13 protein-coding genes are annotated in these 15,947 nt (G+C 65.8%); 7 read left to right on the top strand and 6 right to left on the bottom strand.

Annotated elements, in window-relative coordinates:
- Positions 1-44 precede the first annotated feature (44 nt).
- The 5 genes from Q0X68_RS04940 to glgX form a co-directional block, all read right to left on the bottom strand.
- A complete protein-coding gene (locus Q0X68_RS04940; protein WP_297748401.1) occupies positions 45-818 on the bottom strand; it encodes an NUDIX domain-containing protein in 774 nt (257 codons plus the stop codon).
- Positions 818-2,713, bottom strand: coding sequence for a 1,4-alpha-glucan branching protein GlgB (gene glgB / locus Q0X68_RS04935; RefSeq protein ID WP_297748399.1), 1,896 nt, complete (start codon positions 2,711-2,713; stop codon positions 818-820). Before glgB ends, Q0X68_RS04940 begins: the two co-directional genes overlap by 1 nt.
- 299 nt (positions 2,714-3,012) lie before the next feature.
- On the bottom strand, positions 3,013-4,152 hold the full coding sequence (locus Q0X68_RS04930; RefSeq protein WP_297748396.1) for a phosphotransferase: 1,140 nt from the start codon (positions 4,150-4,152) through the stop codon (positions 3,013-3,015).
- Entirely contained in the window at positions 4,149-6,137 is a 1,989-nt protein-coding gene (locus Q0X68_RS04925) for an alpha-1,4-glucan--maltose-1-phosphate maltosyltransferase (protein WP_297748393.1), read from the bottom strand. The genes Q0X68_RS04930 and Q0X68_RS04925 overlap by 4 nt, the downstream gene beginning before the upstream one ends.
- 41 nt (positions 6,138-6,178) lie before the next feature.
- Positions 6,179-8,317 (bottom strand): glycogen debranching protein GlgX, encoded by a 2,139-nt coding sequence (glgX, locus tag Q0X68_RS04920; protein ID WP_297748390.1) that lies wholly within the window; start codon positions 8,315-8,317, stop codon positions 6,179-6,181.
- Between the two features lie 94 nt (positions 8,318-8,411).
- On the opposite strand from glgX, the gene Q0X68_RS04915 reads away from it, so the two are divergent.
- Genes Q0X68_RS04915 through gatB form a run of 7 tightly spaced genes read left to right on the top strand, consistent with a single transcriptional unit; the run spans position 8,412 to position 15,148 of the window.
- Positions 8,412-9,524 carry a cysteine desulfurase family protein gene (locus Q0X68_RS04915; protein ID WP_297748388.1) on the top strand — a complete coding sequence of 371 codons (1,113 nt, stop codon included), beginning with the start codon at positions 8,412-8,414 and terminating at the stop codon, positions 9,522-9,524.
- Positions 9,525-9,559: 35 nt separating this feature from the next.
- On the top strand, positions 9,560-10,636 hold the full coding sequence (mnmA, locus tag Q0X68_RS04910) for a tRNA 2-thiouridine(34) synthase MnmA (RefSeq protein WP_297748387.1): 1,077 nt from the start codon (positions 9,560-9,562) through the stop codon (positions 10,634-10,636).
- The gene (locus Q0X68_RS04905) at positions 10,633-11,571 is read left to right on the top strand and encodes a methionine synthase (protein ID WP_297748385.1); all 939 of its coding nucleotides are present in this window, start codon (positions 10,633-10,635) and stop codon (positions 11,569-11,571) included. Before mnmA ends, Q0X68_RS04905 begins: the two co-directional genes overlap by 4 nt.
- Before the next feature lie 40 nt (positions 11,572-11,611).
- Complete coding sequence (locus tag Q0X68_RS04900; protein ID WP_297748381.1) at positions 11,612-11,812, top strand: hypothetical protein; 201 nt, start codon at positions 11,612-11,614, stop codon at positions 11,810-11,812.
- 33 nt (positions 11,813-11,845) lie between these two features.
- Positions 11,846-12,172: an Asp-tRNA(Asn)/Glu-tRNA(Gln) amidotransferase subunit GatC gene (gene gatC, locus Q0X68_RS04895; protein ID WP_297748378.1), complete on the top strand. Its 327-nt coding sequence runs from the start codon at positions 11,846-11,848 to the stop codon at positions 12,170-12,172.
- Positions 12,169-13,671 (top strand): Asp-tRNA(Asn)/Glu-tRNA(Gln) amidotransferase subunit GatA, encoded by a 1,503-nt coding sequence (gatA, locus tag Q0X68_RS04890; protein WP_297748376.1) that lies wholly within the window; start codon positions 12,169-12,171, stop codon positions 13,669-13,671. The genes gatC and gatA overlap by 4 nt, the downstream gene beginning before the upstream one ends.
- Position 13,672: 1 nt before the next feature.
- Positions 13,673-15,148 (top strand): Asp-tRNA(Asn)/Glu-tRNA(Gln) amidotransferase subunit GatB, encoded by a 1,476-nt coding sequence (gatB, locus tag Q0X68_RS04885; protein WP_297748373.1) that lies wholly within the window; start codon positions 13,673-13,675, stop codon positions 15,146-15,148.
- A 184-nt stretch (positions 15,149-15,332) separates the two neighbouring features.
- Here gatB and Q0X68_RS04880 read toward each other — a convergent pair whose 3' ends face one another.
- Positions 15,333-15,932, bottom strand: coding sequence for a maleylpyruvate isomerase family mycothiol-dependent enzyme (locus Q0X68_RS04880; protein ID WP_297748370.1), 600 nt, complete (start codon positions 15,930-15,932; stop codon positions 15,333-15,335).
- Positions 15,933-15,947 lie beyond the last annotated feature (15 nt).

Raw genomic sequence — 15,947 nt, 5'->3', positions numbered from 1 at the left:
CGTGCTCCGACGGTGCTGCTTGGCTAGGGGAGCGATCGCTGGGGCTAGTAACCAGCTTCGGTGTATCCCGTCTCGCCGGCGAGTAGCTTGGCGATGCGTCGTGCGGAGAGCTCCGTGACGTGCTGCGGCACCTCGTCGGGGTGCACCCAGTGGAGGGCCTTGAGCTCCGCGTCGGAGGGCCGCAGCTCGCGCGCCACGTCGGCGTCGAAGGGCGGCACGCGCCAGAGGAACTCGATGGCATCGGACCAGCCGAGATACGGGGGCATCCAGTCCACCAGCGCGGGCTGCCCGAGCTCCACGACGATGCCCAGTTCTTCCAAGATCTCCCGCTCGGCACCGAGCCTCGGCGGCTCGCCGGGCTCGATCACGCCGCCGGGAAGCTCCCAATCGGACTTGTAGTTCGTCTCAAGCAGGAGCACCTCGCCGTCGGGATTCGTGCACAGCGCATGCCCGATCACGCGCTTCGTAGGCAGCACCGAGTTCATCACTGACGAGAAACCGACGGGGCCGTACACCACGTCGGTGGCGAGTCGGGCGTAGACGAGCACGTCGACGAAGCTTCCATCGGCGGTGCGCACGGCTTCGCGGAGCCTGCCCTCACGACGAAACCCGGCCTGGTGGAGTGCCACCCGGGCGGGGGCGTCGGTGGCCGGGATTTCGACGGTGAGCCGGCGCAGGTCGTGGCCGAGGATGGCGTCGTCGGCGGCCAGGCTGATGCCCTTTTGGAGCACGTCGACGTCGACGACCTGCTCAGACCACGACAGCTTGCCGGTGCCGTCGCCCGCGAGCGAGACGGAGACGCGAAACTCCGACGACATCAGCGCGCGCTGCGCTCAAGCCAGATAGAGCCGAGCGGAGGGATCGTGACGTTGGCGCGCGCCGGGAAGTGGCTCCACGGCTCGTCCTTGGCATGCACTTCGCCGAGGTTGCCGAACTGGCCCGAGCCGTCGTAGACGGGGGAGTCGGTGTTGAGGATTTCCTTCCAATCGCCGCCTGTGGGCAGGCCGATTTCGTAGTCGACGAGCGGCTCGGGCGAGAAGTTGGTGATGCACGCGACGTGGTTGCCCTCCGAATCCTGACGCACCCAGCTGAGGGTGTTGTGGTTGTTGTCGTCGGCATTGATCCACGTGAACCCGGCAGGATCATTATCAAGCTCCCACAAGGCGCTGTGTTCGCGGTAGATGGTGTTGAGATCGCGGAACAGGCGCTGGAGGCCACCGTGACCCCACATGTCGGAGACCCACCACTCGAGGCTCACGGCTTCGTTGAACTCGGGGCGCTGACCGAACTCGCAGCCCATGAAGATGAGCTGCTTGCCTGGGAAGCTCCACATGAACGAGTAGTAGGCGCGCAGCGTCGCGAACTTGCGCCAGTCGTCTTGGGGCACCTTGTTGATCATCGAGCCCTTGCCGTGGACAACCTCGTCGTGGCTGATCGGCAGCACGAAGTTCTCCGAGTACGCGTAGACCATCGCGAAGGTCAGCAGGTTGTGCTCGTATTGGCGGTAGACCGGATCGAGCTCCAGGTAGCGCAGGGTGTCGTTCATCCAGCCCATGTTCCATTTGAGCCCGAACCCCAGACCGCCGGCGTCGACGGGCTTCGTGACGCCGGGGAAGCTCGTCGACTCTTCTGCGATCATGCAGATGCCGGGCTCGCGCTCGTAGAGGTGCGTGTTGACGTAGCGGAGGAAGTCGATGGCCTCAAGATTCTCTCGGCCGCCGAACTGGTTGGGTACCCATTCGCCGTCGTTGCGGGAGTAGTCGAGGTAGAGCATGGAGGCCACGGCGTCGACGCGGAGCCCGTCGATATGGAACTCCTGAGCCCAGTAGAGCGCGTTGGAGACGAGGAAACTCTTCACTTCATTGCGGCCGAAGTTGAAGATGTAGGTGCCCCAGTCGTTGTGCTCGCCCTGGCGGGGGTCCGCGTGCTCGTAGAGTGCGGTGCCGTCGAATCGGCCGAGCCCGAAGGCGTCCTTGGGGAAGTGGCCGGGCACCCAGTCCATGATGACGCCGATGCCGGCCTGGTGGAGGCGATCGATGAGGTAGCGCAGGTCGTCGGGTTTACCGAAGCGCGATGTGGGGGAGAAGTAGCCAGTGACCTGATAACCCCAGCTGGGGGCGTAGGGGTGCTCGGCCAGCGGCATGAATTCGACGTGGGTGTAGCCCTGCCACTTCACATACTCGACGAGCTCTTCGGCCAGCTGGAGGTACGACTTGCCACGACGCCATCCGCCCAGGTGCACCTCGTAGATGCTCATCGGTTCGGCGTGCGGTTTGGCCTCGCGGCGCTTGGCCATCCACTCGTCGTCGGACCAGACGTACTTCGATTCGTAGACGATCGACGCGTTGGCGGGCGCCTGCTCGGAGAACTTCGCGACGGGGTCGGCCTTCTCGTGCCAGTTGCCGTGCTGATCTTCGATCTTGTACTTGTACAGGGTCTCCTCGCCGAGCCCCTCAATGAACAGACCCCACACGCCCGAGCCGGGGATGAGCTCCATGTCGTCGCCCTCCCAGTAGTTGAATGGGCCGGTGACGAGTACCCGACGCGCGTTCGGTGCCCAGACGGCGAACCGCACGCCTGTGATTGGCCCGCGCTCATCATCGTCGACGGTAACAACCTTCGATCCGAGGCGCTTCCAGATCTCCGTGTCGCCGCCATTGTGGAACCCCTCGAAGTCCCAACCCGTCAGTCCGCCGAACTTGTCGTGTGCCATGTCTTCTCCTCGAAGATCGGTGTCTGGCCCCCAATGTACCGTCATCCAGTTTCCCGCGTGCGGTGACCCGTCAGGTGTGCCCTCCGCCCGCCTACCCGGCGCGAAACTCGTCGGGCATGTGTTGTGGCTCCGCCCAAGCACCTGCAACCTGTGCGGCAACTGAGCGGATCATGTCTCATCTGCCTCCCGACGGCGCCTCGGCGCGGCTAGGCAGGTGACACTTGTTCCGGGACAGAGCCGCACAGGTTACGTGTGCCCGGTGCGGGAGATAACGCGACGATAGGGTGCGACGGGATGCGTTACGCGCTCGTGAGGTTGCGGATGGCGGCGATGGGCACGTCGGCGAGATGCGGGCGGAAGCGGGCCTCGTACAGCGCCTCGTAGACTGCCTTGTCGAGCTCGTAGGCGTCCAGCACAGGGTCGGTGCGCACGCCGTAGCCGTCGAGGAACGCCTCGCGGCAGGCGTCGAGCCACTGCGACGACGCATCCCCAGCCGCGCGCGCGTAGGCGAATGAACGCAGCATGCCCGCGACGTCACGCAGTGGCGTATCGAGCTCTCGTCGCTCCTCGAGTGATTTCATCGGTTCGCCCTCGAAATCGACATACTTCCACTGGCCGAGGCTGCGCAGCACCTGGCCGAGATGGCAGTCGCCGTGCACGCGCTGCGTCTCAATGCGAGCTGCGCCGACGCGGTCGTACACGCGCTGCACGCCTTCGCGGAACTCTCCCAGCACCGGAAGCTCTCGCACCGCCGCATCAAACCGCTCGCGGAATGCGTCGGCCTTCGCAGCCGAGTCGGCGACGCCCCTGGCCAGGTGAGTGCGCAGCAAGGAGTGCACCGTCGCCAGGTCTCTACCCAGGCTGTGGGCCTCCGACGAGAACTCGCGGTCGGATCGGGCGGCATCGCAGGCCACGTCGTAGGTGTCCTCGGGATCCTGCAGCGCTTCCACGAGGACACCCAGAGCGAGATCATCATGCGCCCACGTGCCGTGCAGCTCGGGGGCCACCCCGGAACCGCGCAGGGCGCCAAGCAGCTCCGCCTCGATGCCCCCGCCTGGCTCCACACGTCGCAGCACCTTCAACATAGTGGCGTTGTCGAAAAACACATTCGTGTTGGACTGCTCGCCTTTAAAGCGCCTTGCCGCGCTGGGGCGGGGGAGATCGTCGATCAACGTGAACCCGCCGTCGCTCGCCTCAAACGGCGGCCACAGGCTGAGCCCGTCGTCGACGGCCTCGGCCAGGCCCGGCAGCTTCGAGTGCAGGACGGGCACGTGGTACATCTCTGTCTCGCTCGCGGGGTACGCCACCTCAAGCAACAACGACTGCACGTCGCCGACCGGGTCGAGCGAACGCACCCGAGCAAGCTTGCCGTTGCGGCCGCGCCCGCCGAACCATCGAGCCTGAGCCGTCAGCTCCCACAGCGCTTCGGCAAGTTTCACTGGGAAACCCTCAAAATGTGTGCGGGCTGCGACGGGTAGAGCTTCACGAAGTTCGACGCGCCCCAGGTGAACGACTCGCCGGAGAGCTCGTCGGTGACTTCAACCGGCAGATCGGGGTCAAGACCCAGCGCATCGAAGTCGAGGTGCAGCTCGGAGACGACATCGTGGTCGGGGTTCAGCGAACACACGGTGAGCACAATGTCTCGGTCGTCCACTTTGGAAAACGCGATGATCTCGTCGTGAGGCACATCGTGGAAATGAATGTCACGCAACTGCTGTAGTGCGGGGTGGGATTCCCGAATCTCGTTGAGTCGTCCGATGAGCACATTCAAATTGGGCTGCATCTGGAAATCGCGGGGACGGTATTCGTACTTTTCCGAGTCCAGGTATTCTTCTCGGCCAGGCGCATTCGCCTCGTGCTCGAAGAGCTCGAACCCGGAATACACACCCCAAGACGGCGATGTCGTCGCAGCAAGAATTGCGCGAATCGCGAACGCAGCCGGGTTGCCGGATTGCAGGAAAAACGGATTGATATCGGGAGTGTTGACAAAGAAATTCGGCCGGTAGTAGGCGGCCATGTGCGTCGAAAGATCCGTCAGATACTCGGTGAGCTCCTGTTTGGTGTTACGCCAGGTGAAGTACGTATACGACTGCTGGTAGCCCACCTTGCCGAGAGTGGCCATCATCTGCGGACGAGTGAAGGCTTCGGCTAGGAAAATCACCTCAGGGTTCGTCGCATAGATCTCGTTCAAGAGCCAATCCCAGAAATCGATCGGCTTCGTGTGAGGGTTATCGACGCGGAAAATAGTGACGCCCTTATCGATCCAGAATCGCAGAATCCTGAGCGCCTCGTGGTAGATGCCCACCGGGTCGTTATCGAAGTTGATGGGGAAGATGTCTTGGTATTTCTTCGGCGGGTTTTCGGCGTAGGCGATGGTGCCGTCCATGCGTGTGGTGAACCACTCAGGATGCTCCGTCACCCACGGATGATCCGGGGAAGCCTGCAACGCGAAATCCATCGCAACTTCCAGATTGAGCTCTTTCGCTCGGGCCATGAACCGGTCGAACGCATCGAAATCGCCCAAGTCCGGGTGGATCGCATCGTGACCACCCTCGGGCGACCCTATCGCCCACGGCGAGCCGGGGTCTTCCTCGTTGGCGTCGAGGGTGTTGTTCTTCCCCTTCTTGAAGGCCTCCCCGATGGGGTGAATAGGTGGCAAATATACGACGTGGAAGCCCATCGCTGCGGCTGCCTCGAGCCGCTCGTGGGATGCATCCAGCGTGCCGGAGTGCCAGTGGCCGTCCTCGTCCTGCCACGCGCCCTGCGAGCGGGGGAAGAACTCGTACCACGACGAGTACAGCGCCCGCCTCCGCTCTACACGGATGGGGAACTCCTGGGTGGGGGAGATCAGTTCTCGAGGGCCGAACCGGGCCATCGCGCGCTGCACAGGGCGCGCCGTGACGAGCTCGACGATGTCCGTCGCGGTTGACTCGGGGTCGGCCATTGAGGCTGCCGTGCCGCGGAGCAGCTGAGAAGCTCCCTCGACGCCCAAGCGCTCCGCATGCTCGGCGGCGTGTGTGAGCAGCGCATTGCCTTCCATGTGCACGAGTTCGACGTCGACACCGACCGGTAGCTTCTTCGTGGCGTGATGCACCCAGGTGGTCCAGGGGTCAGACCAGCCCTCGATGCGATAGGTCCACTCGCCTTCCTCAGCCATGCGAACGTGGGCTTCCCAGATATCCAGGCCCATCGGCTCGATTTGCTGCATGTCGACGCGGCGCTGGTGCCCCGTCGGGGAAGTGAGGATGACGGACGCGGCGACGGCATCATGGCCTTCCCGGAACACGTTCGCAGTGATGCGGATCCGTTCATGGACGACGGCCTTGACGGGGTAGGCCCCGTTTTCAATGGCGGGGGAGACCCCGGTGACGGGAATGCGGCCGAAGCCGCCGGGCGTACGATTGAGGCGCTTGTGGGCATTCACGCTGCCCAGCCTACCTGGCGAAGCAGCCGTCTGCCGAGCATTCACGCTTGCCCGGATTCCTCACCTGCTTCTTTGCGCCAGCGCGCAAGCTCCGCCGCGGTGGCCGCGACCTCAGCACGCAACACTGTGACGGATCGCGCCGGCACTGTGTAGTCGCCGCCCGCCGGGAGGGGATCCGACGGGAGCTCACCGTCGTCGGCGCTGCTCCACAGGCACTCGAACGTGCGCCCCATCTCGATGGCGGGCACGGTGGCTTCGATCGCGTTCTCGTCGGCGTTGAACCAGATGAGGAAGGCGTCGGTGGCGTCGGAGACGTACATGCCCAGATGCTTGCGCGACGCATCGTTCCAGGCATTGGGGCTCATGAGCCTGCCGTCGTGGTCGACCCACGTGAGGTCGATGCGCTCGAGCCCCACGTCGTCGGCATCGACGATCTCCTCGTGGTAGCAGTAATTGCCGCGCCGCAGCAGGGGGTTGGCCGCGCGGAGATGAATCAGGCTGCGGATGCGCTGCTGGTTGGCGCGCCACTCGTCGGAGATATCCCAATCCACCCACGACAAGGGAGAATCCTGGCAGTACGCATTGTTATTGCCCTGCTGGGTACGCCCGAACTCGTCGCCTGCGAGCAGCATGGGCGTGCCGACGGCGAGAAGCTGCGTCGCCATGAGGTTGAGCACCTGACGGCGGCGCAGCGCGTTGATGGCAGCGTCGTCGGTTTCGCCTTCCACACCGTGGTTCCAGGAGCGGTTGTTGTCGGAGCCGTCGCGGTTGCTCTCGCCGTTGGCCTGGTTGTGCTTGACGTCGTAGCTGACCACGTCGCGGGCAGTGAACCCGTCGTGGGCTGTGACGAAGTTGATGCTGCTCTCGGGGCTTCGGCCGGGGCGGTCGAACAGGTCGGCAGAGCCAGCCAACCTGGTAGCGAAGCCGCTCACACCACCCGCGTGGCCGCGCCAGAAATCGCGCGTCTCGTCGCGGAACCGGTCGTTCCACTCGGCCCACCGGTTGCCGAAGTTGCCCACCTGGTAGCCGAACGGGCCGATATCCCACGGCTCGGCGATGAGTTTGATGTCGGCGAGCTGCGGGTCGTCGTCAAGCAATGCCCGCATGGGATGCTCGTGCGTGACGTGGTGGTTCTCGTCGCGGAACAGCGTGGTGGCGAGGTCGAAGCGGAAGCCGTCAACCCCCATCTCGTGCACCCAGTAGCGCAGTGAATCTTGGATGAGCCGCCGCACCATGGGATGCGAGGTGTCGAGGGAGTTGCCGCAACCGGTGACGTCGTAGTCGCTGTGGTGGCCGCGGTCCATGCGGTAGTAATCCTGCTGCGCGAGGCCTCTAAACGACAGGCTGGGGCCGTCGACGCCGCCTTCTGCGGTGTGGTTGTACACCACATCGAGCAGCACCTCGATGCCCGCCTCGTGCAGCGTCGACACCATCTGCTTGAAGTGATCGACCTGCGAGCCGGCAAGGCCATGTGCCTTGTACATCGCGTGCGGGGCGAAAAAACCAATCGTGTTGTAGCCCCAATAATTGCGAAGCCCCTTGAGTGCGACGAAGGGCTCAGAGACGAAATGCTGGATTGGCAGCAACTCCACGGCCGTGACGCCAAGATCGACGAGGTAGTCCACCACGTCGGGATACGCCAGGCCGAGGTAAGACCCGCGCAGGTGGTCCGGCACGAACGGGTGCAGTTTCGTGAAGCCGCGCAGGTGCATCTCGTAGATCACCGACTCTGCCAAGGGTTTGCGTCGCGCGATGGGGGTGGGCGGTGGCGTGTCTGCGACAACCACACCCAACGGCACGGAGCCCAGTGAATCGTTCTCATCCATGAGATGGGGTGCGTCATCGCGGAATGCGCGGATGTCTGCGCGGAAGTCGACGCCGCCGCTGATGGCGCGCGCGTACGGATCCAGCAGCACCTTGTTGCGGTTGAAGCGCTGACCCTGCTCGGGCGCCCAGGGGCCGTCGACGCGGAAGCCGTACAGCTGCCCAGCGGTCACGCCGGGCACGCGCAGGCGCCATATTCCGTCGGCCTCGCGCTGCATGGCGAGCAGCGTGGGCTGCGGGTGGTTTGTGACGAGCAACAGCTCAACCTGGGTGGCGTCCGGCGCCCACAGCGAGAACTCGACACCGCCTGGGATGAACCGGGGCCCGAGCGGAGCTTCGGTATGGACGTCGGACATGAAACCTCCGGGATAACGTGCTGACAACTTGGCGATTCTGCCAGACTCATGGTGGAAGAACGAACTACACGAGGCTCTCCATTGGAGGTTCACCGTGGGCACCGCGTACATGGATCACGCTGCCACCTCGCCGATGCGTCCAGAAGCCATCGCGGCGCTGAACGAGCACCTCGACGTGGTGGGAAACCCGTCGGCACTACATCGCGCTGGGCAGCGTGCCCGGGCGGCGTTGGAAGAGGCCCGCGAGCAGTTGGCGCAGGTGGTGGGCTGCCAACCTGCGGAGGTGATCTTCACCTCCGGGGGCTCGGAGGCCGACTCCATTGCCGTGCTCGGCGGATGGCGCACCAGCGGGCGCGAGCGGTGCGTCGTGTCCGCTATCGAGCACGACGCGGTGCTGGGGGCCATCGAGCGTGGCGCCGATGTCATTCCGGTCACTGGGGCAGGCGTGGTCGACGTCGGGGCGGCCGAGGCATTGATCGACGACCGCGTCGGCGTGGTGTCGGTGATGACGGTGAACAACGAAACCGGCATCGAGCAACCCGTCGACGCCGTACGCAGGCTGGCCCTCAAATACGGCGCCTGGATGCACACCGACGCCGTGCAGGCACTCGGGCATGTGCCCCTGGATTTCGCCCAGATGGGCGTCGACATGATGAGCCTGTCGGCGCACAAGCTCGGCGGGCCGGTAGGGATCGGGGCGCTCATCGCCCGTCGCAGCATTCAGCCGACGCCCCTGGGCCTCGGGGGCGGGCAGGAGCGAGGGGTTCGCTCGGGTACCGCCATGGTGGCGCTGGCTGCTTCCTTCGCTGCGGCAGCGCGGGTGGCCGTCGAACAACTCGACGAAGAAGCGGCACGGCTGCGCACCTTCCAGGCGCAGATCGTCGACACGCTCGAAACACTCGGTGCGACGGTGAATACGACCAAGGCGCCGCACGCGCCACACATCGTGAACGCCACGTTCCCACAGATCAGGGCCGGCGACCTGCTCTTCTTGCTCGACCAGCGCGGGGTGCAGGCGTCGGTGGGGAGCGCCTGCCGCGCGGGCGTGCATCAGCCGTCGAAGGTGCTCATGGCCATGGGTCGCACTGAGGACGAAGCCGCGTCGACCCTGCGGTTCTCACTGGGATGGAGCACCACCGCCGAAGAGGTGGATCTACTGTGCGACGAGTTGCGCCGCTGCCTGCAGCTTGCGCAGCTGGCCTTCTGACGTCGCGTACAGTGGGGCGCCGGAAAGGAGTGAGCATGCGGGTACTAGCAGCGATGAGCGGCGGCGTCGATTCCGCAGTGGCGGCGGCGCGCATGGTGGCAGCCGGCCACGAGGTGACCGGCGTACACCTCGCGCTCAGCAAGAACCCCGAGAGCTATCGTTCCGGGGCGCGTGGTTGCTGTTCGCTCGAGGACTCCCACGACGCCCGGCGCGTGGCAGACAAGCTGGGCATCGGGTTCTACGTCTGGGATTTCGCCGAGGAGTTCCACCGCGACGTGGTGGAGGATTTCGTCGCCGAGTACCATGCCGGACGCACCCCCAACCCCTGCCTGCGCTGCAACGAGAAGATCAAATTCGCCGCGCTGTTGGACCGCGCCATCCACCTCGGCTTCGACGCGGTCGCCACGGGGCATTACGCGCGACTGGAGCGCGATGCGGAGGGCCGCGTCACGCTCCATCGCGCCGCTGACCAGGCGAAAGACCAGAGCTACGTGCTCGGCATGCTGAACCAGGAGCAGCTCGCGCACTGCATCTTCCCCCTGAACGACGTCGAGAAGCCCGTCGTGCGGGAAGAGGCGGCAGCGCTCGGGCTCGGCGTGGCGAAGAAACCCGACAGCCACGACATCTGTTTCATCCCCGACGGCGACACGCAAGGTTTCCTATCGCGCCATCTGGGCGACGAGGCTGGGCCCATCGTCGACGCCGACGGTGCCGTATTGGGCGAACATCAGGGTCATCACCGCTACACCGTCGGGCAGCGCAAGGGCCTTGACCTGCGGGTGCCCGCCGCCGACGGCAACCCCCGGTACGTGCTGCGCATCGAGCCCGCGTCGAACACCGTCGTCGTCGGTGGGAAGGACGAGCTCGCGGTGCGACACATGCACTGCATTCGCCCGACGTGGACACTCGCCGCAGTCGATGCGCCATGGCGAGGTCAGGCGCAGTTCCGCGCGCACGGCACCCCCGTCGATGCGTGGTTCCGCCCCAGCGAATCCGGCCTCGACGTCGAGTTCGCCGCCCCGGCGCGTGGCGTCGCCCCCGGTCAGACCGTCGTCGCCTACGACGGCGACCGCGTCGTTGGCAGCGCTGTGATCGCGGGCACTGCGCCATGATGATCACCGCTGCCGGCTCGCTGCCCGGCGACGATTTCCGTGGCGCCCTGAGCGCAATGGCCGAAGCGCTGCCTGAGTTCACGCCCCTGCCTGAGTTGCCCGCGCGCGGCGTGGAGTCGCAGATGATCGGGCGGGCGCTGGGGCTGATCGACGACCTGCATTTCGACCTCCAACCCGCCGGCTGGCGGTTGACGAACCACTCCGACGCCGCCCACCGCAAAGCTCGCGCACTCTGGCGTCGCGACCTCGACGACGCAGAGGAGCTGCTGCAAGCCTTTGACGGCGTGCTCAAAGTGGCGGTGGCCGGCCCGTGGACGCTCGCGTCGACAGTGGAGCGTCAGAGGGGAGACCGGCTGCTCGCCGACCACGGCGCCAGGCGGGACGTCGCCCAGGCGCTGCAGGAGGGTACGCAGCGGCTCGCATCAGAGCTACGGCGGCGCTTACCGGGCGTGGAGATGCGATGGCAGATCGACGAACCCGCACTCGTTGCTGTACGCGATGGCCGGGTGCCGACGGCGTCGGGGTTCTCCAAGCATCGCAGCGTCGACGTGCCGCAGCTCGCGGAAGCGCTGAAGCCGTTCCACGACGCCATCTTGCACTGCTGCGCGCCAGGGGCGTGGCTCGATGTTGCCACCAGCGCCGGCTTCACCACCATCCACGCCGACGCGGCTCTCGTCGGTATTGACCCGCTCGGGCAATGGATTGATGTCGGCAACGCCGTGGTGCTCGGCATCGTCGACGCCGCCCGGCGCACGCGACAGCCGGTGGACGAGCTGGTTCGTACGGCGAAGCGCGTCACCCGAGAGCTGGGGGTCGGCGATTGGCTCACCCTCGCCCCGTCGTGTGGGCTCGCCGGATGGAACCCCAGTGACGTGATGTGGCAGCTGAGTGAGCTGCATCGGGCCGGCGAGCTGCTCGACCAAGACCGCGCTTGAGCGATACGCGTGCTCGCCTGCGCCCATTAGACTCGCACTCATGGCGATCTTCTCCGACCTGGACCTGAGCGGCGATGCACCGCTGCGCGCCCACCCCGCGTTCGGGAAAGGCCCGCGCTGGGTGCACACGACGAAGTTCAAGCGCACCGTGCGCATCCTGGTGCCCATCGTCACCGTCGCGATCGCCGTCGGCGTGTTCTTCCTGGGGCGGATGTTCTACCTGATGCTCACCGGCCAGTGAGGCGCGTGCCCCGGCTGCCGCGAAGCCCCTAAGATGGGGCGGGTTGGCAGCGGAAGGAGAATCGACGTGGCTGTGACACCCGACGACATCGCTCGGCTCGCAGGACTCGCGAGGCTGAAACTGAGCGCCGAAGAATGCGCCGAGCTCGCACCTGAAATCGACCTGATCTTGGAGTCCATGGCGAAGGTGGGCGAAGTTTCCGGCGACGACGTCGAAGTCACCACGCACGCCGTCCCCCGCACCAACATTTTCCGCGACGACATCGTGCGCCCGAGCCTCACGCCTGAACAAGCGCTGAGCGGCGCGCCCGCCGCCGAGGACGGACGCTTCCGCGTGCCGGCGATCCTGGGGGAGGAATGAGCATGCTGACCACCAAGACCGCTGCCGAACTCGGCCGAATGATCGCCGGCGGGGAAGTGACCTCCGTCGAAGTCACCAGCGCATTCCTCGAGCGCATCGACGCCCTCAACCCAACGCTGAACGCGTTCCTGCACGTCGACCGCGACGGCGCACTGAAGGCCGCTGCCGATGTCGACGCGCGCCTCGCCGCTGGCGAGCAGCTCGGCCCGCTCGCGGGTGTGCCCATCGCAGTGAAGGACAACTTCTGCACCGTCGACATGCCCACCACCTGCGGCTCCCGCATGCTGGAAGGGTGGACCCCGCCCTACGACGCGACGGTGGTGCAGCGTGTACGCAACGCCGGCCTGGTGATCGTCGGCAAAACCAATATGGACGAGTTCGCGATGGGGTCGTCGACGGAGACCTCCGCGTTCGGGCCGAGCCGGAACCCCTGGGATACCGACCGCATCCCTGGCGGTTCGGGCGGCGGCTCGTCGGCTGCGGTGGCAGCGCGGCTCGTGCCGCTCGCGCTCGGCTCGGACACCGGCGGCTCGATCCGGCAGCCCGCGGCGGTGACGGGCACCGTCGGTATCAAACCCACGTATGGTGGTGTCTCCCGGTACGGGGTTGTGGCGATGGCGTCGTCGCTCGACCAGCCCGGCCCCTGCGCGAACACCGCGGAGGATGCGGCGCTGCTGCAAGAGATCATTGGCGGCCTCGACGAGATGGACGCCACCAGCCACGACCTCAGCACCGACGGGCTCGCCGACGCGGCACGTTCCACGTCGCTGGAGGGCCTGCGCGTGGGCATCGTCGAGCAGTTCACTGGCGAAGGGTTCCAAGAAGGCGTGCAGGCCCGGTTCGACGAGGCCGTCGCGCTGCTGCAGGAACTGGGCGCGTCGGTAACCACTGTGTCGTGCCCGAAGTTCGACTACGCAATGGCGGCCTACTACCTCATTCAGCCCTCCGAGCTGTCGAGCAACCTGGCCCGCTTCGACGGCATGCGTTACGGCCTGCGCGCCGGCGACGACGGCACCCACTCGGCTGAGGAAGTGATGAGCCTCAGCCGCGAGGAAGGGTTCGGCAAGGAAGCGAAGCGGCGCATCATTATCGGCACCTACGCGCTGTCGGCCGGGTACGCGGACCAGTTCTACGGCCAGGCGCAGAAGGTGCGCACGCTGATCATCAAGGATTTCGAGGCCGCGTTTGAGCACTGCGACGTGCTGATTTCCCCGACGACCACCTCCGTCGCGTTCAAGCTCGGGGAGAAAACGGCGGACCCGATCGCGATGTACATGTCCGACCTGTGCACCACACCGTCGAACCTCGCCGGCAACGCGTCGGCGTCGTTCCCGATCGGTCTCGCCGACGGGCTCCCCGTCGGCATCCAGGTGATCGCACCGGTAGGGGCAGATGCTCGTCTGTACCAGGTGGGCGGCGCGCTGGAGCAGGCATTGCAGCAGCGTTGGGGCGGTCCACTGCTCGATCAGGCACCGCAGCTCGAGACGAAAGGCGCATGAGATGGATTTCGATTCTGCACTTGAGCTCTTCGATCCGGCCGTCGGCCTTGAGGTGCACGTCGAGCTGAACACAAAGACGAAGATGTTCTGTGGCTGCGCCAACGCCTTTGGCGCCGAGCCCAACACCAACACTTGCCCGGTGTGCCTGGGGCTTCCCGGCTCCCTGCCCGGCATCAACGGCAAGGCCGTCGAGTCCGCGATCAGGCTGGGGCTGGTGCTCAACTGCCAGATCGCCCCGTACAGCCGCATGGCCCGGAAGAACTACTTCTACCCGGACATGACGAAGAACTTCCAGACCAGCCAGTACGACGAACCCATCTGTCACGACGGCTGGGTGGACGTCGAGGTTGAGGGGAAGACCTTCCGCGTCGAGATTGAGCGCGCCCACATGGAGGAGGACGCCGGCAAGTCGACGCACCAGGGTTCGACGGGGCGCCTCCAGGGGTCGGAGTACTCGCTGCTCGACTACAACCGCGCCGGTGTGCCGCTCATTGAGATCGTCACCCGCCCGATCCTTGGCGCAGGCGAACACACGCCCGCGGTGGCGCGCGCCTACGTCGCGTACCTCAGAGAAATGGTGAAGGCGCTCGGCATCTCGGATGCGCGTATGGAGCAGGGCTCGCTGCGGTGTGACGCGAACGTTTCTATCGCCCGGAAGGGCGCCGACGAGCTCGGCACCCGCACCGAGACGAAGAACGTGAACTCGCTGCGCTCCATCGAGCGGGCAATCCGCTCCGAGATCGAGCGGCAGGCCGACGTGCTCGAGGCCGGCGAGAGCGTGTTCCAGGAGACGCGGCACTTCGACGAGTCGTCCGGTACCACCACCTCGGGTAGGCCCAAGTCTGACGCCGACGATTACCGTTACTTCGCCGAACCCGATCTGCTGCCCGTGGCTGCCAGCCCGGAGTGGATCGAGGAGCTGCGCGCCACGCTTCCCGAGCCGCCCGCCCAGCGCCGAGCTCGGTTGCAAGAGGCGTGGGGTTTCTCCGATATCGACTTCGCCGGCATCGTTGGCGCCGGAGCGCTCGACCTCGTCGACGCCACGGTGGCCGCCGGTGCGACGCCCGCTGCGGCGCGAAAGTGGTGGGTGTCCGATTTGGCACGACGCGCGAACGAGGCCGGCGTGGAGCTCGACGCCGTTGGTATCACGCCCGCGCAGGTCGCGGCGGTGCAGGAGCTCGTCGACGAAGGCAGGATCAATGACAAACTGGCTCGCCAGGTCATCGACGGCGTGATCGCCGGCGAGGGTGAACCGGCTGAGGTTGTGGATGCCCGCGGGTTGGGGGTCGTGTCTGACGAGGGCGCGCTCGCTGCCGCCGTCGATGATGCCATCGCCGCCAACCCCGACGTCGCCGACAAGATTCGCGGCGGCAAGGTGCAGGCTGCCGGCGCGCTCATCGGCCAGGTGATGAAAGCGATGCGCGGCCAGGCTGACGCCGCCAAGGTGCGTGAACTGATTCTGGAGAAGCTCACGTAGCTGCATCGAGTCGATGATTGAGTAGCGCCCGTAGGGCGCGTATCGAAATCATCGGCGTGTGGTTTCGATACGCCGCCTGCGGCGGCTACTCAACCACTGGGGGCCGCGCACCCGCTACTCAACCACCGGGGCCGGCTCTACCGACCGTCGAGTAGGCCCGAAGGGCCGTATCGAGACGCAGCAACTACAGTCCCGCGATCGAAGCCCGGTAGGCGGGTTCGTCGTCGGTGGTGATGGCGACGTCGGCGTCGCGGCCGCTGAAGTGGAGGAGCAGCTCGTTGGGGGCGCCCTCGACGTAGACCACCTGCTCGCCACTCCCGAACGACTTGGTGTGCCCGTCGGTGGGTGTCACCACCAGGCGGTACGGCTTACCCAGCTGCGTCTTGCGTGCCAGCAGCAGCGCAATCTTGCGCAGATACTCCTGGTCGCTAGAACTCAGCTCCGCGCGCTCACCGCGCGGGCGCAGCACGTCTTCAAGGTGCAGATAGAACTCAGCGCCGTTCACGAGCGGATCGACGAGACGCATCACCCAGCCAGGCCGCTCAAGCTTCTCGAGCAGCCCCTCGAAGCCCAGCCGGTGCAGCCCCTCCATCTGCAACCGATCGGTGTGTGCTGCGAAGCGCGACACGCCGATGCCCGGCAACGCAGACGGGCGATGCTCTCGTACCCACAGATGCGCAGCGAGGTCTTGCACCAGCCAGCCCTCGCAGGCTGTGGGGGCAAGTGGACCAGCGGTACGCATGACATCGAGCAATTGACGACGTTGGCGGCGGGCAAAAGTCATAGTTGCAGTCTACCT

This window comes from uncultured Tessaracoccus sp., from assembly GCF_947286155.1.
In the GTDB taxonomy this organism is placed as follows: Bacteria; Actinomycetota; Actinomycetes; order Propionibacteriales; family Propionibacteriaceae; genus Arachnia.
Note: the sequence above shows the minus strand (reverse complement) of the source record. Positions and strands in the feature narration are given on the sequence as shown.